This is a genomic window from Pseudomonas muyukensis, assembly GCF_019139535.1.
GTDB classification, from domain to species: domain Bacteria; phylum Pseudomonadota; class Gammaproteobacteria; order Pseudomonadales; family Pseudomonadaceae; genus Aquipseudomonas; species Aquipseudomonas muyukensis.
Genome location: NZ_CP077073.1, coordinates 3,079,086 through 3,101,476 on the forward strand (window position 1 = coordinate 3,079,086; position 22,391 = coordinate 3,101,476).

A 22,391-nucleotide genomic window follows, 5' to 3' on the forward strand; every position below is an offset into this window, starting at 1 on the left:
GATGAGACCCTTCTGGCTGCAACAGGCCCTGGACCAGGAAGACCAGGCGCCATGCCCGCCGCTTGTCGGTGAGGTGCGCTGCGATGTGTGCATCGTCGGCGGTGGCTACACCGGCCTGTGGACCGCGCTGATGATCAAGGAACAGGCGCCGCAGCTGGAGGTGCTGCTGCTCGAGGCGGACATCTGCGGAGCCGGGGCCAGCGGGCGCAATGGTGGCTGCGCGCTGTCCTGGTCGGCCAAGTATTTTACCCTCGAGCGGCTGTTCGGGGTGGCCGAGGCGGTGCGCCTGGTGCGCGAGTCCGAGCGCAGCATCGCTGCGATCGGCGAGTTCTGCGCGGCCCACGGCATCGGCTGCGACTACCGCATGGACGGCACCCTCTACACCGCCACCAACCAGGCCCAGCTCGGTGGCACCGACGCGGTGATCGCCGCGCTGGAGCAACAGGGCATCAACTCGTTCCAGCGCCTGGCGCTGGAGCAGGTGCAGCGCCTGGCCGGCTCCGAACGGCATCGCGAGGGCTGGTATTCGCCGGCCGCGGCGACGCTGCAGCCCGGGCGGCTGGTACGTGGGCTGCGGCGGGTGGCCTTGCAGCGCGGCGTGCGCATCCACGAGGGCACCGCGATGACCGGCCTGGAGCATGGTGCGCCGGTGCGGGTGCGCACCCGCGCCGGCAGCGTTCGCGCCGACCGCGTGGTGCTCGGCCTCAACGCCTGGATGGCCCGGGCGTTCCCGCAATTCGAGCGCAGCGTGGCGATCGTCTCCAGCGACATGGTGATCACCGAACCGTGCCCCGAGCTGCTGCGCCGGATTGGCCTGGACAGCGGCGTCAGCGTGCTCGACTCGCGGATTTTCGTGCACTACTACCACAACACCTCCGATGGCCGGCTGATGCTCGGCAAGGGCGGCAACACCTTCGCCTACGGTGGGCGCATGCTGCCGGTGTTCGACCAGCCATCGCCCTACCAGCCGCTGCTGCGTGAAAGCCTGGCCGAGTTCTTCCCCGCCCTGGCCGAGGTGCCGCTGGCGGCGAGCTGGAACGGGCCGTCGGACCGCTCGGTGACCGGCTTGCCGTTCTTTGGCCGGCTCGATGGCCAGGGCAACGTGTTTTATGGTTTTGGCTATTCGGGCAGCGGGGTAGGGCCGTGCCACATGGGCGGGCAGATCCTCGCGTCGCTGGCGCTGGGGCTGGACAACCCCTGGACCCGCTCGCCGCTGGTCAACGGACCGTTAGGGCAGTTCCCGCCGGAGCCGATCCGCTACCTGGGGTCGTTGCTGGTGCGCAATGCCATTCGCCGCAAGGAGCGCGCCGAGGACCGTGGCGTGCCGCCGCGCCGGCTGGACGTGCGCCTGGCGAAGTTCGCTGCGGCGGCGGGGAAGGCGGACAAGGGCTGAGCCACCCCTGGTGGGCGCGGGTTGTGCGATTTCTTGTCGAACCCGGTGCGCAGGGCGTATAAACTCTCCCCACTTTTTGGCCGGTCGCTTCCTGAACCGGCCGCTGAAACAAAGAGAGTCGATATGGGCGCACAGTGGAAAGCCAAGCATAGAGAAACGGCGGCCAACGCCAAAGGCAAGATCATGGGCAAGCTGGCCAAGGAGATCCAGATCGCCGCCAAGTCTGGCGCCGATCCAGACATGAACCCGCGCTTGCGCCTGGCCATCGTCCAGGCCAAGAAAGCCTCGATGACCCGTGAGACCCTGGAACGCGCCATCAAGAAAGGCGCCGGCCTGGATGGCGAGGCCGTGCAATACCATGCGGTCAGCTACGAAGGTTTCGCCCCGCACCAGGTGCCGCTGATCGTCGAGTGCCTGACCGACAACGTCAACCGTACCGTGGCCCAGATCCGCGTGCTGTTCCGCAAGGGCCAGCTGGGTGCCAGCGGTTCGGTGGCCTGGGACTTCAACCATGTCGGCCTGATCGAGGCTACCCCGGAAGGCGACGCCGACGCGGAAATGGCGGCCATCGAAGCCGGTGCCCAGGACTTCGAGGACGGCGAGGAAGAGGGCTCGACCCTGTTCATCACCGACACCACCGACCTGGACGCGGTGCAAAAGGCCCTGCCCGAGCATGGCTTCACCGTCACCTCGGCGAAGATCGGCTACACCCCGAAGAACCCGGTGAGCGCTGCCAGCCTGAGCGCCGAAGCCCTGGCCGAGGTCGAGGCCTTCCTCGAGGCGATCGACGACAACGATGACGTGCAGAACGTCTATGTCGGCCTGAGCGACTGATTCGCGCGTCATCCTCGCGGGGCAAGCCCGCTCCCAGTGCGTCTGTGGGAGCGGGCTTGCCCCGCGATCATTTGCGGACCTAGGCCATGCACCCGACCTTCGCCTCCCTCAGCCTCGCCCACCTGCGCACCCTCGACTGCCTGCTGCAACTGAAGAACCTCAGCCACGCTGCCGAGCGCCTGGGTTGCAGCCAGTCGGCCCTGAGCCGTCAGCTGGCCAGCCTGCGCGAAGCCTTCGCCGATCCGTTGCTGGTCCGCCAGGGCCGTGGCTATGTGCTCAGCGAACATGCCGAGGCGCTGGTCGAGCCGTTGCGCCAAGTGCTGGAGGAGCTCAACGCCCTGCGCCAGCCCGCGGCGTTCGACCCGGCGCGCTGCGAGCGCCGCTTCTGCCTGGCGGCCTCGGACTATGTGGCCGAACACATGCTGCCGCAGCTGGTGAAAGCCTTGGAACAGGAGGCGCCGGGGGTATCGCTGGAGTACCGCACCTGGCAGGCCGGGGAGTACGCCTTGCTTGCCAGCGGCGAGATCGACCTGGCCACCACGCTGTTCGACGAGTCGCCGCCCAACCTGCATGGCCGGCTGCTGGGCGAGGACCGGGCGGTGTGCCTGATGCGCCATGACCATCCGTTGAGCGCGCGCGCCGCGCTGAGCCAGGACGACTACCTGGCCTTCAAGCATGTGCGGGTATCCGGGGGCGGCGACAAGGACAGCTTCATCGATCGCCACCTGCGTGCCCAGGGGCTGCAGCGGCGCATCAGCCTGCAGGTGCCGTTCTTCAGCGCCATGGTGCAGGTGATTGGCAACGGCCAGGGACTGGCCACGGTGCCCGAGCACATCGCCGTGCAGTTGGCACGCCTGCACGGCCTGGCCTGGCGGCCACTGGGTTTCGTCGGCCATACCCAGCGCTACTGGGTGGTCTGGCACCAGCGTCTGCAAGCGTCGGCCGAGCACCGCTGGTTGCGCAACCGGGTATTCGAGGTGTGGCGCCAGTCGCAGTTCGGCGTGCAGGGCGGGCATGCGCCTTTGCCATAGCAGCTATGCGCGAAGCGGGGTTATTCGCCAGCCGGCTGGCACCTAGACTGCGGGCACCGGACACCGCCCAGGAGCGCATATGACCCCCGAACAATTCCGCCAGTACGGCCACCAACTGATCGACCTGATCGCCGACTACCGCCAGACCGTCGGCGAGCGCCCGGTCATGGCCCAGGTCCAGCCCGGCTACCTCAAGGCCGCCTTGCCGCCAGGCGCGCCACAGCAGGGTGAAGCGTTCGAGGCCATCCTCGCCGACGTCGACAAGCTGGTGATGCCCGGCCTGTCGCACTGGCAGCACCCGGATTTCTACGGCTACTTCCCCTCCAACGGCACCCTGTCCTCGGTGCTGGGCGACTTCCTCAGCACCGGCCTGGGCGTGCTCGGCCTGTCCTGGCAGTCCAGCCCGGCCCTGAGCGAGCTGGAGGAGACCACCCTCGATTGGCTGCGCCAGTTGCTGGGGCTCAGTGACCAGTGGAGCGGGGTGATCCAGGACACCGCCTCGACCAGCACCCTGGTGGCGCTGATCTGCGCCCGCGAGCGCGCCACCGACCATGCCCAGGTGCGTGGCGGCCTGCAGGGCCAGGGCAAGCCGTTGGTGGTCTACGTCAGCGCCCACGCTCACAGCTCGGTGGACAAGGCGGCGCTGCTGGCGGGCTTTGGCCGTGACAACATCCGCCTGATCGCCACCGATGAGCAGTTTGCCATGCGTCCCGAGGCATTGGCGGCGGCCATCGCCCAGGACCTGGTCGCCGGCAACCAGCCCTGCGCGGTGGTCGCCACCACCGGGACCACCACCACCACGGCATTGGACCCGCTGCGCGCGATCGGTGAAATCGCCCAGGCCAACCAGCTGTGGCTGCATGTGGATTCGGCCATGGCCGGTTCCGCGATGATCCTCCCGGAATGCCGCTGGATGTGGGACGGCATCGAGCTGGCCGACTCGGTGGTGGTCAATGCCCACAAATGGCTGGGCGTGGCGTTCGACTGCTCGATCTACTACGTGCGCGATCCACAGCACCTGATCCGGGTGATGAGCACCAACCCCAGCTACCTGCAATCGGCGGTCGATGGCGAGGTGAAGAACCTGCGTGACTGGGGGATCCCGCTGGGGCGTCGGTTCCGGGCGTTGAAACTGTGGTTCATGCTGCGCAGCGAGGGCGTCGAGGCCTTGCAGCAGCGTCTGCGTCGCGACCTGGACAATGCTCGCTGGCTGGCCGAGCAGGTCGCGGCGAGTGGCGATTGGGAGCTGCTGGCGCCGGTGCAACTGCAGACCCTGTGCATTCGCCATCGCCCAGCCGGTGTCGACGGTGAGGCGTTGGATAGCCATACCCGCGCCTGGGCCGAACGCTTGAACGCCTCGGGCGAGGCCTATGTCACCCCGGCGACCTTGAACGGCGCCTGGATGGTGCGGGTGTCGGTCGGGGCGCTGCCGACCGAGCGCGAGCATGTGCAACGGTTGTGGCAGCGCCTGCAAGCTGTGGTGGCCTGAGCGGCTGTTCGCCAGCCATGGTGCGTCGTCAGGCGGCGTTATGCAGCAACAGCTGCAGCGACGCGTCGAACTGCCTCAAGGCATCGGCCTGCACGGCCTGCTCTTCAGCCAGCTGGCCGGCCAGCGCCTGAGCGCTCGCCTGCTTGACCGCCAGCCCTTCGGCACGGCCGATATAGGTCAGCTGATCATCGAAGAAGCGCGCTACCACGCTGGCCTCGATGCCTGCGCTGGCTAGCCGGCTGTGGCTGTCGAGCAGCACGATCACGTCGGGGTGGTCCGCCAGCAGGGTGTCGAGGTCGTCATAGAAGGTCACCTCGGCAAACTGCTGCGCCAGCGACTGTGCCAACCAGGCATAGGCCTGGTTGTGGCCCAGGGTCGCCACCGGCGTAGCCGTGGCAGAGCCTGCTCGGGCCTGGTCGCGGTGCCGTTGCAGGTAGTCCAGGGTCGCGGCGGCATTGCGCCCCAGCAGCACCGCCACATGCTGGCCGTGGTTCAAGGCGACGCTGGACAGCTCGGTGGCCGAATAGAAGTGCCCGTATGGTTGGGCAGCCTGCTGGCTGGCCGGCACGGCGCAACCACTCAAGGCGGCGAGCAGGGCCAGCAGGGCGGCGATCATGCCGGTTTTCATGGGGAGTGCCTCGTCGAAAATCCAATGCCGCCATGGTGCGCGTAGCCAAGCGGCAGCGGAACTCGAAGGCAAGCATGATGGCTATCGACCCGGTTGATGATTGCCTGTTTGCCGCCTGCCTGAAAGAGCCGGGCTATCGCCTTGCAACAGCGCGTCTATTAGACCTCTGGGCAGGCTCGGCTAGTCTTTGTGCTGGTCCCGCGAAACGCCGCTGCGCTCAAGCGCCTGGCGCCGCCGGCCAACCCTGATGAGGAGCAGGTTCACGCCTTGGCCGTGGCCGCTCCAAGACCTGGCAGCGCAACGACAATAACGCCCGGAAATCTGGACAGACCCGACCCAAAGGTAGACGCAGATGGCCAACGAATCGAAATGCCCGTTCCATCAAACCGCCGGTGGCGGCACCAGCAACCGTGACTGGTGGCCTGACCAGCTCAACCTGAAGATCCTCCACCAGCATTCGTCCAGGTCCGACCCCATGGACCCGGGCTTCGACTACGCCAAGGCGTTCAAGAGCCTCGACTTCCAGGCCCTGAAACGAGACCTGAACGCCTTGATGACCGACTCCCAGGACTGGTGGCCCGCCGACTTCGGCCACTACGGCCCGTTGTTCATCCGCATGGCCTGGCACAGCGCCGGCACCTACCGTATCGGCGATGGGCGCGGCGGCGCAGGCTCCGGTCAGCAGCGCTTCGCCCCGCTCAACAGCTGGCCCGACAACGTCAGCCTGGACAAGGCCCGGCGCCTGCTGTGGCCGATCAAGCAGAAGTACGGCAACAAGATCTCCTGGGCCGACCTGATCGTGCTCACCGGCAACGTCGCCCTGGAGTCCATGGGCTTCAAGACGTTCGGCTATTCCGGCGGGCGTGCCGACGTGTGGGAGCCGGATGAGGATGTGTACTGGGGCTCGGAGAAGGTCTGGCTGGGCGGTGACACCCGCTATGGCAAGGCCGAGGCTGCCGGCCAGGGCGACCTGGTGGCCGAGCCTGCCAAGCGCCCCGAGGAGCAGAGCCGCGACCTGGCCGGCGAGCGCAACCTCGAGAATCCGCTGGCGGCGGTGCAAATGGGCCTGATCTACGTGAATCCGGAAGGCCCGGACGGCACCCCAGACCCGGTCGCTTCAGCCAAGGACATCCGTGACACCTTCGGCCGCATGGCCATGAACGACGAGGAAACCGTGGCGCTGATCGCCGGTGGTCACGCTTTCGGCAAGACCCACGGCGCAGGCCCTGCCGACAACGTCGGTGCCGAACCGGAGGCCGCGGGCCTGGAGCAGCAGGGCCTGGGCTGGAAAAACGCATTGCGTAGCGGCGTGGGCGCCGATGCCATCACCAGCGGCCTGGAAGTGATCTGGACTTCCACGCCGACGCGCTGGAGCAATGAATACCTGCAGAACCTGTTCAATTTCGATTGGGAGCTGACCAAGAGCCCGGCCGGCGCCCATCAGTGGCGGCCCAAGGCGGGGGCCGGGGCTGGGCAGATCCCCGACGCCTTCGATGCCGGCAAGCGCCATGCCCCGGCCATGCTCACCTCCGACCTGGCGCTGCGCTTCGACCCGATCTACGAACCCATCGCCCGCCGCTTCAAGGACAACCCCGAGCAACTGGCCGACGCTTTCGCCCGCGCCTGGTACAAGCTGATCCACCGCGACATGGGCCCGCTGGCGCGCTACCTCGGCCCGGAACTGCCCAACGAGGAACTGCTCTGGCAAGACCCGCTGCCCAAGGCCGGCCCGCAGCCCAGCGAGGCCGACATCGCTGCGTTGAAGGCCAAGGTGCTGGCCGCGGGGCTGAGCGTGGCGGAACTGGTGTCCACCGCCTGGGCCTCGGCCTCGACCTTCCGCGGTTCCGACAAGCGCGGCGGGGCCAATGGCGCGCGCCTGCGCCTGGCGCCGCAAAAGGGCTGGGCCGCGAACCAGGGCGTGGACAAGGTGCTCACGGCGTTGGAAAAAATCCGCGCCGAGGCTGGCAACAAGATATCGCTGGCCGACCTGATCGTCCTGGCCGGTAGTGCGGCGGTGGAAAAAGCCGCCAGGGACGCCGGGCACAACCTTGACGTGCCGTTCCGTCCGGGGCGGGTGGATGCTTCGCAGGAGCAGACCGACGTCGAGTCGTTCGCTGTGCTCGAACCCCTGGCTGACGGTTTCCGCAACTTCAGCAAGGCGCGCTACAGCGTCAAGGCCGAGAAACTGCTGCTGGACAAGGCCCAGTTGTTGACCCTGACCGCGCCTGAGCTGACCGTGCTGATCGGTGGTCTGCGGGTGCTGGGCGCCAACCATGGCGCCAGCAAGGAGGGCGTGTTCACCGACAAGGTCGGGGTGCTCAGCAACGACTTCTTCCGCAACCTGCTGGACATGGGCGTGGAGTGGCGGCCGACCTCGGCGGACAACGAAACCTTCGAGGGCCGCGAGCGCAAGACCGGGCAGGTGAAGTGGACCGCCAGCCGGGTCGATCTGGTGTTCGGCTCCCACGCCCAGTTGCGGGCCATCAGCGAGGTCTACGGCAGCAGTGACGGCGGGCAGAAATTCGCCAAGGACTTTGTCGCCGCCTGGGTGAAAGTCATGGAGCTGGATAGGTTCGATCTGTAGCCGGTGCCATGTACCGCGTCGGCTGCTTCGCCAGCAAGGCTGGCGCCTACGGGTGTTGCAGGCCGTAATCGGCGTAGGAGCCGGCTTGCCGGCGAACACCGGCATGGCCGGTGCCATCCATCGCGTCGCCTGGTTCGCCAGCAAGCTGGCTGCTACGGGTGTTGCAGGCCGTAATCGGCGTAGGAGCCGGCCTTGCCGGCGAACACCGGCGCAGCCGGTGCCATCCACCGCGGCGCCTGGTTCGCCAGCAAGGCTGGCGCCTACGGGTGTTGCAGGCCTTAATCGGCGTAGGAGCCGGCTTGCCGGCGAACACCGGCACAGCCGGTGCCATCCACCGCGGCGCCTGGTTCGCCAGCAAGCTGGCTCCTACAGGTGTTGCAGGCCGTAATCGACGTAGGAGCCGGCTTGCCGGCGAACACCGGCGTAGCCGGTGCCATCCATCGCGTCGCCTGGTTCGCCAGCAAGGCTGGCGCCTACGGCTGTTGCAGGCCGTAATCGGCGTAGGAGCCGGCCTTGCCGGCGAACACCGGCGCAGCCGGTGCCATCCACCGCGGCGCCTGGTTCGCCAGCAAGCTGGCGCCTACGGCTGTTGCAGGCCGTAATCGGCGTAGGAGCCGGCCTTGCCGGCGAACACCGGCGTAGCCGGTGCCATCCATCGCGTCGCCTGGTTCGCCAGCAACGCTGGCTGCTACGGGCATTGCAGGCCGTAATCGGCGTAGGAGCCTTGCCGGCGAACACCGGCGCAGCCGGTGCCATCCACCGCGGCGCCTGGTTCGCCAGCAAGGCTGGCTCCTACGGGTGTTGCAGGCCTTAATCGGCGTAGGAGCCGGCTTGCCGGCGAACACCGGCGTAGCCGGTGCCATCCACCGCGGCGCCTGGTTCGCCAGCAACGCTGGCTGCTACGGGTGTTGCAGGCCGTAATCGGCGTAGGAGCCGGCCTTGCCGGCGAACACCGGCGCAGCCGGTGCCATCCACCGCGTCGCTTGGCCAGCAAGGCGCTCAGCGAATCGCTTCGCTGGTGATCTCGTCTTGCGCTGTAGCGCCGGGCTCGTCATGCAGCGATATCCGCGATGTCTCCGGCAATGCCAACCCACCTAGCAATGCCAGCAAGGCGATCGCCACCAGGTAGAACGCCGGCGCCAGGCGGCTGCCGCTCTGCTCGATCAACCAGGTCGCCAGCAACGGTGCGGTGCCGCCGAACAGGGTGTAGGCCAGGTTGTAGGTGATCGCCGAGGCGGTATAACGGCTGCGGGTCGGGAAGCACTCCGACAGCAGCGCCGCCGTGACCACGCCGCTCATCAGCGCGCCAACGGCCAGCAGGATCACCCCCAGCAAGGCCCCGGCCAGCGAGCCGGAACTGGCCAGCCAGTAGGCAGGCAACACCGCGAGCATCACCCATAGGCAAGTCAAGCCAATGGTCCGACGGCGCCCGATCCGGTCGCAGAACGCTCCGGCCAGCGGGCAGCCAGCAGCGGCGAACAGCAGCGCCACGGTGGACACCAGCAGCGCCTGGGCCCGGCTGAGCTGGCCGACGGTTTGCAGGTAGGTGGCGAAGTAGGTGGTGAACATGTAGAACGACAGCGCCGTCAGCGAGATGAACGCGCCCAGGTTGCGGATCGTGCGGCCGTGGTGGCGCAGGGTGTCGCCCAGCGGCGAGTGCGCATGGCGCTTGCCTTCGGCCATGGCCTGGCGGAACGCCGGGGTTTCCTCCATGCGCCAGCGCAGGTACAAACCGACCAGGCCCAGGGGTGCGGCGATCAGGAACGGGATGCGCCAGCCCCAGGCGTTCATCGCCTCGGGCGTCAGGCTGGCCTCCAGGGCGTAGGCGATCACTGCCGCGCAAGCAAAGGCGCTGAAGGTCGAGACCGGCACGAAGCTGCCATAGAACGCGCGCCGCTGTTGCGGCGCATGTTCCATCAGGTAGGCGCAGGCCCCGGCGTATTCGCCGCCGGCGGAAAACCCTTGCAGGCAGCGCGCCAGGGTCAGTAGCAGCGGTGCCAGCACACCGATGCTGGCGTAGGTGGGCAGCAGGCCGATCAAGGTGGTGGAGCCGGCCATCAGCAGGATGGTCAACGACAGGATACGCTTGCGCCCAAGGCGGTCGCCCAGGGCGCCGAACACGATGCCGCCCAAGGGGCGCAGGGCGAAGGCCACGGCGAACACGGCGAAGGTCTTGAGCAGGGCGACGCTGGCGCTTTCACCGGTGAAGAACTGGCTGGCGATCAGCGTGGCGAGGAAACCGTAGACGGCGAAGTCGAACCATTCGACGAAGTTGCCGATGGCCGAGGCGGCGATCACCCGACGCAGGGTGGCGGGCGGAACCTCATGGGGGATGGACATGGACGTGCTCTCCGGTGGTCTGGCAGCCTGGGCGAATGCGCCGCGCTCAAGGCGCGCCGTCGTTGTTGTCAGGGCAGTAGACAGGCCAGCGGCAGAGGGCGTTGTGTCGAGGGCGACACCGGGATGTCTGTTAGGGCCTGCAGGGGCAGGGCACAAGCTCATGCCCATGCATCACTCCCGATCACACCCCGCCGTTACCGGCCAGGTATGCACCGGCCGCAAGTCCTTGACCTGGTCGGGCACATCGATCGGCGCCTCGCCCGCCCCAAGCAGTGCCTCTATCTCATGCACGCTGCGCAGGTACGGGTCCAGGTCGGTCCCCAGCCCGGCCTCATGGGGAATCCACCAGCCGATGACCTGGGGCTGGCCCTGATCATCCTCGCTCAGCAGCACTTTCCAGAACGCCTCCGGGGTCGCGATGCCGTGGGATGCGACGAAGTGATCGTTATCCAGCGCCCGGCCCGAGTGCCCGAACACCACGCCGCCGATCACCGTCACCGGGTGCCGGTCGCGGTAGCACTCGGTCAGCAGCTCGGTCTGGTACCAGGTGCGGCTGTTGTGCGCGGCCAACTGCGGGACGATGTTGCTCATCAGGTTGGAGGCGTCCATCGCCGCGCGATCGTCGTCGAAATGGTTGTTCGCCGCCAGGTGACCACGGTGATAACCCTTGGGCGACGAATAGGCCTTGGCCGAGTGTTGGCCCTTGCAGCCGGCGGGCAGGCTGCGGTCGACGCGGAAGTTGTCGATGCGTGGCAGATGGCCTTCGTCCCGGCCCAGGGTAAAGGCGAAGCGGTGCGGCTCGCCGCGCTGGCAGTCGTACCAGAGCTGGAAGCGACCCTGGTCGAGCAGGGTGAGCGGTGTGAAGGCGGGTGTTGGCGCTGGTGGCGATGGCAGGCGCGGGGCGCAGGACGTGAGGGTGAGCAGGAACAGCAGGAACAGCAAACGCATGCAGCGTCATCCATGAGAAAAGCGCCGAATCCTACAGCATGGCAGGGGCAATCTGTAGCCTGGGGCGCGACCAGGCCTAGGCCGCCCGTTCAAGCACATCCAGCAACTCGACGAACTCCCGTGCCAGGCGATGCCGGGGTGCCAGGTGCACCAGGGGCACTGCCGCCTCATGGGACTCGCGCATCTTGATCGAGCTGCTCAGGTACACCGGCAGTACCGGCAGGCCTTCGCCGCGCAATTGTTCGACCAGGGTCTGGTGCAACGCCGTGCGCCCGGCGAACTGGTTGACCACCACGCCCTCGACCGCCAGCCCGGCATTGTGCGCCTGGCGCAGTGCCTCGACCTCGCTCATCACCTTGTGCAGGGCCTGGCGCGAGAAGCTGTCGCAATCGTAGGGGATCAGCAACCGCTCGGCCGCGATCAGGGCGCTGAAGGTATAGAAATTGAGCGCAGGCGGGGTGTCGATGTAGATGCGTTCATAGTCGCCCGACAGCGCCACCAGCAACTTGCGCAGCTTGTTGATCTTGAACTTGCTTTGCAGCTTGCCTTGCAGGTCGGCCAGGTCGGGGCTGGCGGTGACCAGGTGCAGGTTGGCGTAGCGGGTTTCGGTAATGGCCACCCGGTGCTGCTTGCCGCTGGCCGGGTTGGGTGCCAGGGTCTGGCGGAAGAAGTCGGTGATGCCGGCCGGAATCGCGTCGGCACTGAGGCCGGTGAGGTAATAGGTGGCGTTGGCTTGCGGGTCGAGGTCTACCAGCAGGGTTCGGTAGCCTTGCGCGGCACTGGCTGCGGCCAGGTTGCAGGCGATGCTGGACTTGCCGACCCCGCCTTTCTGGTTGAACACGACACGACGCATGGCAGTCATCCTTGAATGGAAAATGTCAGAGCGAGGTCAATCCTATGACCGTAACGTGACAGTTTTAAGACAGGGCTTGTTACATTGCCCCCAAGTCTTACGATGGTTTTTCACATCAGTGCCAGGAGGCAACCATGGGTATGCGCGGCAGCGACCGGCAGATCGACAACATCGAGTTCAACGTGGCCGATATCGCCCGCAGCAAGGCGTTCTATGGCCAAGTGTTCGGCTGGACCTTCACCGACTTCGGGCCCAGCTACACCGAGTTCAGCGATGGCCGCTTGAGCGGCGGCTTCAGCACTGGGGAACCGGTACGCCCCGGCGGGCCGTTGGTGATCCTCTACGCCGCTGACCTGGCCGAAGCGCAGCGCCGCGTGGAAGCGGCGCAAGGGCGGATCAGCCGGGCGGTGTTTGCCTTCCCAGGTGGGCGGCGCTTCCACTTCATCGATCCGGATGGTTATGAGTTGGCGGTGTGGTCGGCGGGCTGAGCGTTACCCGCCTGGGGCATTGGCCTGCGCGCTGAACACTTGGTTGCGACCGTTCTGCTTGGCCATGTACAGGGCGTCGTCCGCGCGCTTGAGTACGGTCGATGGCGCCTCGCCGCTGTTGCCAAGCCCCTGGGCAACGCCCAGGGAGACCGTCAGGTGCCCGACCGGTGCGATAGACGTCTGCTCCACCGACAGGCGCAGGCGTTCAGCCACGTTGCCCGCCGCTGTCAGGCTGGCGCCGGGCAACAGCATCAGGAACTCCTCGCCACCGGTGCGGCACAGCACATCGCCTTCCCGGCAGGCGCCGCGCATCAGCTCGGCCAGGCGCCGCAGCACGGCGTCGCCGACATCGTGCCCGTGGGTGTCATTGACCCGCTTGAAATGGTCCACGTCCAGCACGATGGCGGCGAACGGTTGCGCCTCGGCCTGCCAGTGGCTCAGGGTGGTGGCCAGCCCGCGGCGGTTGACCAGCCCGGTCAGCGGATCGGTCTGGGCGTCGCGGTTGAGGCGGCCGATGCGCTCGTGCAGCAGGTTCAGGCCGAACAACAGGGCGCGCTTGAGCTCGGCGGCTTCGAAGTACCAGGCGCGTACCTGGTGGATGCGCGCGGCGGTGCCGGCGCGGTCCAGGCTTCGTGCGGCCGCGGCCAACTGCCACAGCGGGCGGACGATGATCAGCGCCAGCCACCACAACAGCAGGCAGCCGAGCAGCGCCAGCGGCGCGGAAATACCGATCACGTTGAGAATCAGGTGATGCATCGGTGCGACGGTCGCGGTCAGCGGCTGTTGCGCCACCACGCTCCAGCCGCTGCTCGGTACGCTGGCGAAGCCGGCCAGCATCTCCATGCCCTGGCTGTTGACCACGCGCCGGGTGCCGCTGTCCAGGGTGGCCAGTTCATCCACCAGGCTGTTACCGACCACCAGCGTGCCGACACGGTCGCTATCGGGGTGGTACAGCAGGCGGTGGTTGCGGTCGATCACGTAGAGGTACGAGCCGTCCTGGTAGAAGTGTTCGCCCAACAGGCCCTTGAGGATATTGCGCTCGCGCAGGTACAGGCTGCCGCCGACATAGCCCAGGTAGCGCCCTTGGGCGTCGTAGATCGGTTGCGACAGTACCACCACCAGGTTGTTGGCCGCCGACAGATAGGCCGTGGACACCAGCGTGCGCCGTTCGCGCAGGGCTTGCAGGGCGCCGGGGGAGGTGGAGGGCGTGCCGGTGAGGTGGCGCAACGACGCGGGTGAAATCGCCCGCAGGGTGCCTTTGGCGTTGACCATGAAGGTGGAGTTGAAGGCACTGCTCTGGCGCAGCACACGTTCGGTCTCGGCCTGCAAGGCCGCGTCGTCGTGCAGTTGGCGGCCTTGCACCAGGGCGCTGAACGCAAGTTGCTGCAAGGCATTGCTCAAGGACGTTTCGGTGATGGCGGCCAGCTTGGCGGCATACACGCGGTTGGCCTCCAGCGCATGGTCGATCAGCAACTGGCGCTGCACCCGGTAGCTGGCGAAATAGCTGCTCAGCAGCATCACCACGGCAGTCAGCGCGCAAAGAACGAGGATGAGCGTGCGCAGGTCCAGGCGCAGGCCATGCTTGGCGTGTGGCAATCCAGGTCTCACCGGCGGTAAAAGGGGATCAACCTTACTCGTTTACCGCTTGGCGAACCATGGGCGTGCCGCGCTTTTTCTGCAGGAAAACACCTCAGCCCAAGGTGCGTTCGATACCGCCTTGGACCAGGTTTTCCATCAGGCTCAAGCCCTCGGCCTCGCTCAGGGCCCGCGCGCGCAGCATGCCCGGCAGCTGGTTGAGCAAGGTCGCCAGCACATGCCCGGTGGCCGCCAGCGTTTCACCGGCGCGCCGCGTTTGCGGTGCGATCAGGCGCAGCAGGCCAGCCTCGTAGCGTTCGCGCAAGGCGCCCAGGCGTGCCTGTTGCTCGGCGCTCAGGCAGCAGAAGTCGCGTTCGGCCAGGCGAAACTGCATGGGCCGTTCGGCCTGCAACTGCCAGTGCGCGCCGATCAGGCAGGGCAGCACCGGCTTGCCCTGGGCCCGGGCCCGGCGGCCCTGCTCCAGGGTGGCCTGCAGTTCCTCGTAGAGCTCCTCGATCAGGTCGTAGAGCAGGTCCTGCTTGCTGGGGAAGTGGTGATACAGCGAGCCCGCGGTCAGGCCCACATGCGCCGCCAGCTCACGCATGCTGACCTGGCCGAAGCCTTTCTCGGCGAACAGGGCCATGGCCCGGTCGCGGCGTTCCTCGAAATTGGCGCAGCGCAGCGCCGCGTTGACCGGGGCCATGGCCTGCGCGCCTCAGTAGCTGAAGAAGCCGCGGCCGCTCTTGCGCCCGAGGTAGCCGGCGGCAACCATCTCCTTGAGCAGCGGGGCGGGGCGGTACTTGCTGTCGTTGAAGCCCTCGTGGAAGGCCTCCATGATCGCCAGCAGGGTGTCCAGGCCCACCAGGTCGGCCAGGGCCAGCGGGCCGATCGGCTGGTTGCAGCCCAGGCGCATGCCGGTGTCGATGTCCTCGGCGCTGGCCAGGCCTTCCTGGCGGACGAAGATCGCCTCGTTGATCATCGGCACCAGGATGCGGTTGACCACGAAGCCTGGGCGGTTGCCGGCGGTGATCGGCGTCTTGCCGAGCTTTTCGGTCACCAGCAGCGCCTGGGCATAGGTGCTGTCGCTGGTCTGCAGGCCGCGGATGATCTCGACCAGGGCCATCATCGGCACCGGGTTGAAAAAATGCACGCCGATGAAACGCTGTGGGTTGGCGATGCTTGCGGCCAGTTGGGTCACCGACAGCGACGAGGTGTTGGTGGCGATCAGGCAGTCGGCGCTCACGTTGGCCGCCACCTGCTGGAGAATGCGCTGCTTGAGGGCCAGGTTCTCGCTGGCGGCCTCGATCACCAGCTGGGCACTGGCCAGTTGCCCGTAGTCGGTGCTGGTGCGGATGCGGGCCTTGGCCTGTTCGGCCTGGTCGGCCGCGATGGTGCCTTTGCCGACCTGGCGCTCAAGGTTCTTGGCCAGGGTGGCCAGGCCACGCTCCAGCGCTGCATCGGCCACGTCCACCAGCAGCACCTGGTAACCGGCCAGGGCGCAGACCTGGGCGATACCGTTGCCCATGGTGCCGGCGCCGATCACGGCGATCTGTTCGATGTTCATCCTGCTGGCTCCTTAAACGCGTTCGAAGACGATGGCGATGCCCTGGCCGCCGCCGATGCACATGGTCGCCAGGGCATAGCGGCCCTGGGTGCGGTGCAGTTCGTGAATGGCCTTGGTGGCGATGATTGCGCCCGTGGCGCCAACCGGGTGGCCGAGGGAGATGCCCGAGCCGTTGGGGTTGACTTTTTCCGGGTCGAAGCCCAGCGTGCGGGCCACGGCGCAGGCCTGGGAGGCGAAGGCCTCGTTGGACTCGATCACGTCCAGGTCGGCCACCTTCAGGCCAGCCTTTTGCAGCACCTTCTGGGTCGCCGGAATCGGCCCCAGGCCCATCAGCGCCGGTTCGACGCCGGCATGGGCGTAGGCCACCAGGCGCGCCAGCGGCTTGAGGCCCAGGCGGCGTACCGCGTCGCCCGTGGCCAGGACCAGGCCGGCGGCGCCGTCGTTGATGCTGCTGGCGTTGCCGGCGGTGACGGTGCCGTCCTTCTTGAACACCGCCTTCATGCCGGCGAGTTGTTCGGCGCTGGCGTCGGCGCGCACGTTCTCGTCCACGGCGAACTGCACGGTGCCTTTGCGGGTTTTCAGCTCGATCGGCACGATCTGGCCGTCGAAGCGGCCTTCGGCGATGGCGCGGGCGGCGCGGCGCTGGCTGGTCAGGGCCACTTCATCCTGCATTTGGCGGGTGATGCCATGGGCCGCGGCGACGTTCTCGGCGGTGATGCCCATGTGGAAGTGCTCGAACGGGTCGTGGAGGATGCCGACCATGTAGTCGATGCCTTGCAGGTCGCCCATGCGTGCGCCCCAGCGCGCCTGCGGCAGCAGGTAGGGGCCGCGGCTCATGGACTCGGCGCCGGCGGCCAGGGCGATGTCGCTGTCGCCCAGCAGCAGGCCCTGGGCCGCCGAGACGATGGCCTGCAGGCCCGAGCCGCACAGGCGGTTGACGTTGAATGCCGGGGTTTCCTTGGGGATGCCGGCGTTCATCGCCGCCACCCGGCCCAGGTAGGCGTCGCGTGGCTCGGTGGGGATCACGTTGCCCATCACCACATGGCCGATCTGCTCGGCGGCCACCCCGGAGCGGGCGATGGCGGCGTGGGTCACCTGGCTGGCGAGGTCGGCCAGGGGCAGGTCCTTGAGGGCGCCGCCGAAGCTGCCGATGGCCGAGCGTACCGCGCTGACGACGTAGATTTCTGTGCTGCTCATGAAGGGCTCCGTGTGCGAAGGCATGGCGAGGTGGGGCGAGGCTCTGCGACAATGCGCGCCAGCTTCTTGCAACCCCGTGGGTGGGTCGAGTCTAGGCAATGGCCCGCCAGCGGCCTATGCCGGATCTGCTCAGCCAGCCTGGCATTTTTTGCCACTCAGTCCAGACAGCGAGCTACTTGGCGATGCGCGATAGCGATACGGTCGCGGTGTACTTTCTCAATGCCATGCTGCATGCCCTGCGCGAACGCCCGGCGGCGCGCGACGCGCACCTGCGCGCGGTGGGTATCGACCCGGCGGTGCTGGCCCAGCCCCAGGCGCGGGTGCCGGCCAAGGCCTTCGCCCAGCTGTGGCTGGCACTGATCGACGAACTGCACGATGAATTCTTCCACCTCGATCGCCACGGTATGCCGCTGGGCAGTTTCGCCCTGATTTGCCGCGGACTGATCCAGGAGCCGGACCTGGGCAAGGCCTTGCGCCAGTGCCTGGGTAGCTTCGGCCTGTTCCTGCGCGATGTGCGTGGCAGTGTCAGCGTGCGCGGCGCCCGGGCGGTGATCAGCGTGACCTCGAGCATCGACGAGCCCTTGACCCGGGTGTATGCCGAGGAAACCTACCTGGTGCTGGTGGTTGGCCTGCTGTGCTGGCTGGCCGGGCGGCGTATCGCCATCGACCGCACCGAACTGGCGCTGGCGCGCCCGGCCCAGGAGGACGACGCCCTGCTCTGGGGGCCGGACCTGCGCCTGGGCAGCGGGCGTACCGAGGTGGAGTTCGACAGCGCCTGGCTGCGCCTGCCAGTGGTGCAGGACCTGGCGGCGCTGAAGAGCTTCTTGCGCAGCGCGCCGCAGGGGCTGGTGATCCGCTTTCGCAACCACAACGGCCTGGTGGCGGAGGTCTACCGGCACCTGCGCGCCCGCCACTACGGGCAGTGGCCGACCCTCAACGCCATGGCCGAGCGCCAGCGGCTCAGCGCCAGCAGCTTTCGCCGGCAACTGGAGCGCGAAGGGCGCTCGTACCAGCAGATCAAGGACGAGGTACGCCGGGCCATGGCCTTCGAGCTGCTGCGCGAAGGGCGCCTGAGCATTGCCGAGATCGCCGAGCACACCGGCTTCCAGGAGCCGAGCGCGTTTCACCGGGCATTCAAGAAATGGACCGGGCAGAGCCCGGGCAGCTACCGGGCACGGGTCTCAGCCACCGGCCAGACGCCTTGACGGCTGGCCGATTCAGGCCGGCACCATGGCAAAGCCCACGCCGAAACGGTTCCAGGCATTGATGGTGGCGATGGCCAGGGTCAGGTTGGCGATCTCACGGGCCTCGAAGTGCTCCAGCAATGCCGAGTACTCCTCCTGCGGCGCGCCGCGCTCAGGCAGGCGGGTCAGGCTTTCGACCCAGGCCAGGGCGGCCCGCTCACGCGGGGTGAAATAGCGGGTTTCGCGCCAGACGCTCAAGGTCTGCAGGCGCGCCTCGGTTTCGCCGGCCTTGCGCGCATCGTTGGCATGCATGTTCACGCAGTAGGCGCAGCCGTTGACCTGCGAGGCGCGCAGGCGCACCAGCTCCAGCAGCGAGTGCTCAAGGCCCGAGCTGACCAGTGCTTGCTCGAGGCCGACCATGGCCTTGTAGGCCTCCGGCGAGTGTTTGGCCCATTCGATTCGGTCGTGCATGTCCAGGCTCCAGTGGTTGAGGGGAAGTGGCGTTACCTTAACGCCAGCGCGGGCGACGCCGAATAGCCAATGCGGCGCTTTATCGGGAGGCCAATGCCGCCATTCAGGTGGCCACTGACAGGCATCCAATCTCTTCATTTCTGCCCAGGCGGTGGAGCCGGGATAATGACCCGGTCTTCACTGGAGTAACGCTGCATGCCCATCGAACACTTCATGCGCGAGGCCATCGACCTGGCCCGCGCCAATATCCAGGCTGGCGGCCGCCCATTCGGCGCGGTGCTGGTGTACCAGGGCCAGGTCGTCGCCCGGGCCGTCAACGAAATCCACAGTACCCAGGACCCGACCAGCCACGCCGAGATGCAGGCCATTCGCAAGGCCGCCCAGGCCCTGGGCCGCGCGCGCCTGGACGGCGCCGAAATCTACGCCAGCGGCCATCCGTGCCCGATGTGCCTGGCAGCCATGCACCTGTGCGGCATCGAGCGCGCCTGGTTCGCCTACGACAACGACGAGGGCGAGCCCTATGGCTTGTCCACCGCCGCGGTGTACGCGCAGATGGCCAGGCCGGCGCAACAGCAGAGCCTGCCGTTGCGCCCACTCAAGCCCGTCGGCGAGACGGGCCTGTACGCCGAATGGCAGCAGGCCCGCCAGGCATGAGAAGCGCACTGAACCTGCTGTTGGTCATACTGCTGGCACTGAACCTGCGGCCGATGCTCACCAGCATCGGTCCGTTGCTCGAACCCATGCGCCAGAGCACCGGGCTGGGCTACCAGCAGGCGGCGTTGCTGACCGCGCTGCCGGTGCTGTGCATGGGCCTGGTGCCATTGCTGCAGCCCTGGCTGCGGCGCTGGTTGAGCGAACATGGCGGCATGCTCGCCGGCCTTGCGGCCATCGCCGCGGCCTGCCTGTGGCGCTTGCAGCTGGACAGCGCCTGGGCGTTGATTGCCAGCGCGCTGCTCGCTGGCCTGGGCGTGGCGCTGGTGCAGGGCATGATGCCGGGGCTGGTCAACCGCTGGTTCCCGAGCCGCCTGGCTGCGACCATGGGCCTGTATTCGGCGGCGTTGATGAGCGGCGGTGGCCTGGCCGCGGTATTGGGGCCGTCGATCACCGTCTACAGCGGGCATTGGCAGGTGGGGCTGGGGGTGTGGGCGTTGCCCGCGCTGCTGGCCCTGTTGGCCTGGCTCGCCCTGCGCCCGCGACATGACCTGCCCACGTTGGGTGGCGCCAGCGGCGGCCACTGGTTCGGCAATCGCCGCGCCTGGCTGCTGGCGCTGTACTTCGGCCTGATCAACGGTGGCTATACCAGCATGGTCGCCTGGCTGCCGGCTTATCACCTGGAGCACGGCGGCACGGCCCAGGGCGGTGGCGAGCTGGTCGGGCTGATGACCCTGTTCCAGGTTACCGGTGCCTTGGGGCTGCCCTTGCTGTTGCGCCGCCTGGTCGATCGCCGCCCGGGGCTGTGGCTGGCGCTGGCGATCCAGTTGGGCGGTTTCCTCGGCCTGCTGCTGGCGCCGGCCATGGCCATGGGCCTGTGGGTGGCGATGATCGGCCTGGGCCTGGGGGCCTGCTTCAGCCTCAGCCTGACCTTGACCCTGGAGCACCTGCGCACGCCGGCCGAGGCCGGCAGCCTGGCGGGGTTCGTGCAGGGGGTGGGCTTCATCATCACCGGAACCGTGCCGTACATCACCGGCTGGCTGCGTGATGTCAGCGGCGACTTCCAGGCTTCGTGGACCTTGCTGACCTGCACCGTGCTGGCCATGTTGCTGGTGACCCTGCGCTTCGCCCCGCGCGGCTATGCCAAGGCCATCGCCCGGCCAGGCCCGGCCGGCGCGGCAGCGGCGCTCAGCTGAGGCGCTGCAGGGTATCGCGGACCCGGTCCAGGGCCGGGTCGATATCCAGCAGCTCGATGGCGCCGAAGCCCAGCAGCAGCCCCGGCCTGACCGGGGCCTCGCTGAAGAACGGCGCCAGCGAGTACAACCCCACCTCGACCTTGCGCGCCAGGGTGATCAGCAGCTCGATATCCACCCCCGGTTTGGCCAGTGCGCTCAGGTGAAACCCGGCGCTGGCCGGCACTGCGTCGAACCAGGGCGCCAGGTCGTCGTCCAGGCGTGCCAGGATGCGCGCGCGACGGGCGCTGTACACCTCATGGCTGCGGCGGATGTGCTTGTTCAGGTGGCCTTCGCCGATGAACCGTGCCAGCGCCCATTGCTGCAGGGTCGGGCTGTGCCAGTCGCTCAGGTGCTTGGCCACGCAGGCTGCCTGCAACACCGCCGGCGGCAGCACCGCGTACCCCAGGCGCAGCTCCGGCAGCAGGGTCTTGGAGAAGGTGCCGACATAGGCCACCAGCCCGTGCCGGTCCAGGCGTTGCAGCGCCTCGGCGGCGGGGCCCTGGTAGCGAAACTCGCAGTCGTAGTCGTCCTCGATGACCAGCGCGCCGAGCTCGGCGGCCCGCGCCAGCAGCGCCTGGCGCCGTGCCTGGGCCATGGGCATGCCCAGCGGGAACTGGTGTGACGGGGTGACGTAGATCAGCCGGGTGCCATCCTCGATCTGCGCCACGCACAGCCCTTGCTCGTCCACCGGCACCGCTTGCAAGCGGGCGCCCAGGGCCAGGAACAATTGCCGAGCCGGTGGGTAGCCGGGGTCTTCCATGGCCACCTTGCAGCCTGGCTCGATCAATACCCGGGCGATCAGGTCCAGGGCCTGCTGGGCACCGTTGCACACCAGCACCTCGGCCGCGCTGCATTGCACGCCGCGGGCGAAGGCGATGTGATGGGCGATGGCCTCGCGCAGTTCGGGCAAGCCCTGGGCCGGAAATTGCCGTTCGTTGTGGCGCTGGCTGCGGCGCAGGGCATGGTTCAGGCAACTGCGCCACTGGTCGTAGGGGAATTGCGCCTTGTTCGAGGCACCGCCGACGAAGTCGTAGCGCGAAGGGGCATCCAGTGCCCGTTGGCCGAGGATCGTCGCCCGTTGGTGCCAGCGCTCCAGGGTGGCGGCGGCGGCCAGTGGCGCGGCATCGGTGCTATCGCTGCGCACTGGCAGGCGCGGGGTAATGAAGGTGCCGCGGCCGACCACGCCGCTGAGCAGGTTGTCGTAGGTCAGGCGTGAGTAAGCCTCGGCCACGGTCTTGCGCGACACGCCCAGTTGCTCGGCGAGCAGGCGGGTCGGAGGCAGTTGGGTGCCGGCGGCCAGGTGACCGCTGTCGATACCGGCGCGCAGTTGCTGGTAGAGCTGGTCGGCGAGGCCTTTGCGGCCATCGAGGCGGATGTGCAGTTCCATCGGGGTGTGTCCGAAGCGCGGGGATGGTCAAGCTTCGGGGGTTGCGGGGCAAGGTGCAAGAGGGGCAGGTTCATTGGTGGGCTGGGTAGGGCTTGCAGGTGCTCATTGCAAGGGCGGCAGCGCCTGTCAGAGCGAGCGCCGCGCGGGCGGCGCTCGGTCTGATAGGCACTGCAAGGCCATCGGCGAACACCCTCAAAGCCGCGCCGCGCTGATGGTGATATACCCCTTGTCGGGCAGCGCGATCCGTATCACCGTTTCATCCTCGGCCACCTTGCGCTTCTGCTTGATGCACACGCCATCGACGGCCGCATCGCGCATGCGCGCGGCAATGGCGCGCCCGTTGGCATCGAACAACGCCTCGCTGGCGAGCAGCTCGACCTGCTCGATCAACTGCCGGGTATGTTCGTCGGTCGCACAGAAGAACCGCACGCCCGACAGGTGCGGATTGTCATCGGGGTTGCTGACCTCATGGGCCAGCAACCGGCGCAAGGTATGGCGCAGTTCACGGGTAGGGTGGTTGTCGTTGGGCATGACATGGC

The 22,391-nt window shown here is 67.7% G+C and carries 20 protein-coding genes; 9 read left to right on the top strand and 11 right to left on the bottom strand.

Going from position 1 to position 22,391, the window contains the following annotated elements; all coding sequences use genetic code 11:
- The first annotated feature begins 1 nt into the window (after position 1).
- From KSS95_RS14075 to KSS95_RS14090, 4 genes are all read left to right on the top strand, one after another.
- Positions 2–1,393: an FAD-dependent oxidoreductase gene (locus tag KSS95_RS14075; protein WP_217847687.1), complete on the top strand. Its 1,392-nt coding sequence runs from the start codon at positions 2–4 to the stop codon at positions 1,391–1,393.
- A 123-nt stretch (positions 1,394–1,516) separates the two neighbouring features.
- Positions 1,517–2,227, top strand: coding sequence for a YebC/PmpR family DNA-binding transcriptional regulator (locus tag KSS95_RS14080; RefSeq protein ID WP_217847688.1), 711 nt, complete (start codon positions 1,517–1,519; stop codon positions 2,225–2,227).
- An 86-nt stretch (positions 2,228–2,313) separates the two neighbouring features.
- Entirely contained in the window at positions 2,314–3,258 is a 945-nt protein-coding gene (locus KSS95_RS14085) for a LysR family transcriptional regulator (RefSeq protein WP_217847689.1), read from the top strand.
- 79 nt (positions 3,259–3,337) lie between these two features.
- Positions 3,338–4,747, top strand: a complete 1,410-nt coding sequence (locus KSS95_RS14090) for a DOPA decarboxylase (RefSeq protein ID WP_217847690.1) — start codon at positions 3,338–3,340, stop codon at positions 4,745–4,747.
- A gap of 28 nt (positions 4,748–4,775) precedes the next feature.
- On the opposite strand, the gene KSS95_RS14095 is transcribed toward KSS95_RS14090, so the two are convergent.
- Positions 4,776–5,375 (bottom strand): ATPase, encoded by a 600-nt coding sequence (locus KSS95_RS14095; protein ID WP_217847691.1) that lies wholly within the window; start codon positions 5,373–5,375, stop codon positions 4,776–4,778.
- A gap of 352 nt (positions 5,376–5,727) precedes the next feature.
- Between KSS95_RS14095 and katG the strand changes: the two genes are divergently transcribed.
- Positions 5,728–7,959 (top strand): catalase/peroxidase HPI, encoded by a 2,232-nt coding sequence (gene katG / locus KSS95_RS14100; protein WP_217847692.1) that lies wholly within the window; start codon positions 5,728–5,730, stop codon positions 7,957–7,959.
- 999 nt (positions 7,960–8,958) lie between these two features.
- On the opposite strand, the gene KSS95_RS14105 is transcribed toward katG, so the two are convergent.
- The 3 genes from KSS95_RS14105 to KSS95_RS14115 all read right to left on the bottom strand — a co-directional run bounded on the left by KSS95_RS14105 (position 8,959) and on the right by KSS95_RS14115 (position 12,100).
- A complete protein-coding gene (locus tag KSS95_RS14105) occupies positions 8,959–10,299 on the bottom strand; it encodes an MFS transporter (protein ID WP_217847693.1) in 1,341 nt (446 codons plus the stop codon).
- 171 nt (positions 10,300–10,470) lie between these two features.
- Complete coding sequence (locus KSS95_RS14110) at positions 10,471–11,247, bottom strand: DNA/RNA non-specific endonuclease (RefSeq protein ID WP_217847694.1); 777 nt, start codon at positions 11,245–11,247, stop codon at positions 10,471–10,473.
- Between the two features lie 76 nt (positions 11,248–11,323).
- Complete coding sequence (locus KSS95_RS14115; protein WP_217847695.1) at positions 11,324–12,100, bottom strand: ParA family protein; 777 nt, start codon at positions 12,098–12,100, stop codon at positions 11,324–11,326.
- Positions 12,101–12,234: 134 nt separating this feature from the next.
- Between KSS95_RS14115 and KSS95_RS14120 the strand changes: the two genes are divergently transcribed.
- Positions 12,235–12,588: a VOC family protein gene (locus KSS95_RS14120; protein WP_217847696.1), complete on the top strand. Its 354-nt coding sequence runs from the start codon at positions 12,235–12,237 to the stop codon at positions 12,586–12,588.
- A 3-nt stretch (positions 12,589–12,591) separates the two neighbouring features.
- Here KSS95_RS14120 and KSS95_RS14125 read toward each other — a convergent pair whose 3' ends face one another.
- The 4 genes from KSS95_RS14125 to KSS95_RS14140 all read right to left on the bottom strand — a co-directional run bounded on the left by KSS95_RS14125 (position 12,592) and on the right by KSS95_RS14140 (position 16,924).
- Complete coding sequence (locus KSS95_RS14125; protein ID WP_217847697.1) at positions 12,592–14,184, bottom strand: sensor domain-containing diguanylate cyclase; 1,593 nt, start codon at positions 14,182–14,184, stop codon at positions 12,592–12,594.
- Between the two features lie 94 nt (positions 14,185–14,278).
- On the bottom strand, positions 14,279–14,866 hold the full coding sequence (locus KSS95_RS14130) for a TetR/AcrR family transcriptional regulator (RefSeq protein WP_217847698.1): 588 nt from the start codon (positions 14,864–14,866) through the stop codon (positions 14,279–14,281).
- Positions 14,867–14,878: 12 nt separating this feature from the next.
- Positions 14,879–15,727: a 3-hydroxybutyryl-CoA dehydrogenase gene (locus KSS95_RS14135; RefSeq protein WP_217847699.1), complete on the bottom strand. Its 849-nt coding sequence runs from the start codon at positions 15,725–15,727 to the stop codon at positions 14,879–14,881.
- A gap of 12 nt (positions 15,728–15,739) precedes the next feature.
- The gene (locus KSS95_RS14140; RefSeq protein WP_217847700.1) at positions 15,740–16,924 is read right to left on the bottom strand and encodes an acetyl-CoA C-acyltransferase family protein; all 1,185 of its coding nucleotides are present in this window, start codon (positions 16,922–16,924) and stop codon (positions 15,740–15,742) included.
- A 182-nt stretch (positions 16,925–17,106) separates the two neighbouring features.
- Here KSS95_RS14140 and KSS95_RS14145 point away from each other — a divergent pair, with 182 nt between their 5' ends.
- A complete protein-coding gene (locus tag KSS95_RS14145) occupies positions 17,107–18,129 on the top strand; it encodes an AraC family transcriptional regulator (RefSeq protein ID WP_217847701.1) in 1,023 nt (340 codons plus the stop codon).
- 12 nt (positions 18,130–18,141) lie between these two features.
- Here KSS95_RS14145 and KSS95_RS14150 read toward each other — a convergent pair whose 3' ends face one another.
- Entirely contained in the window at positions 18,142–18,579 is a 438-nt protein-coding gene (locus tag KSS95_RS14150) for a carboxymuconolactone decarboxylase family protein (RefSeq protein WP_217847702.1), read from the bottom strand.
- 195 nt (positions 18,580–18,774) lie between these two features.
- Between KSS95_RS14150 and KSS95_RS14155 the strand changes: the two genes are divergently transcribed.
- Positions 18,775–19,233, top strand: a complete 459-nt coding sequence (locus KSS95_RS14155; protein WP_217847703.1) for a nucleoside deaminase — start codon at positions 18,775–18,777, stop codon at positions 19,231–19,233.
- Positions 19,230–20,426 carry a cyanate transporter gene (locus KSS95_RS14160; protein ID WP_217847704.1) on the top strand — a complete coding sequence of 399 codons (1,197 nt, stop codon included), beginning with the start codon at positions 19,230–19,232 and terminating at the stop codon, positions 20,424–20,426. The genes KSS95_RS14155 and KSS95_RS14160 overlap by 4 nt, the downstream gene beginning before the upstream one ends.
- On the opposite strand, the gene pdxR is transcribed toward KSS95_RS14160, so the two are convergent.
- Both pdxR and KSS95_RS14170 read right to left on the bottom strand, forming a co-directional pair.
- The gene (gene pdxR / locus KSS95_RS14165; RefSeq protein WP_217847705.1) at positions 20,419–21,852 is read right to left on the bottom strand and encodes a MocR-like pyridoxine biosynthesis transcription factor PdxR; all 1,434 of its coding nucleotides are present in this window, start codon (positions 21,850–21,852) and stop codon (positions 20,419–20,421) included. The genes KSS95_RS14160 and pdxR overlap by 8 nt on opposite strands.
- A 192-nt stretch (positions 21,853–22,044) precedes the next feature.
- A complete protein-coding gene (locus KSS95_RS14170) occupies positions 22,045–22,383 on the bottom strand; it encodes a hypothetical protein (RefSeq protein WP_217847706.1) in 339 nt (112 codons plus the stop codon).
- Positions 22,384–22,391: the final 8 nt, after the last annotated feature.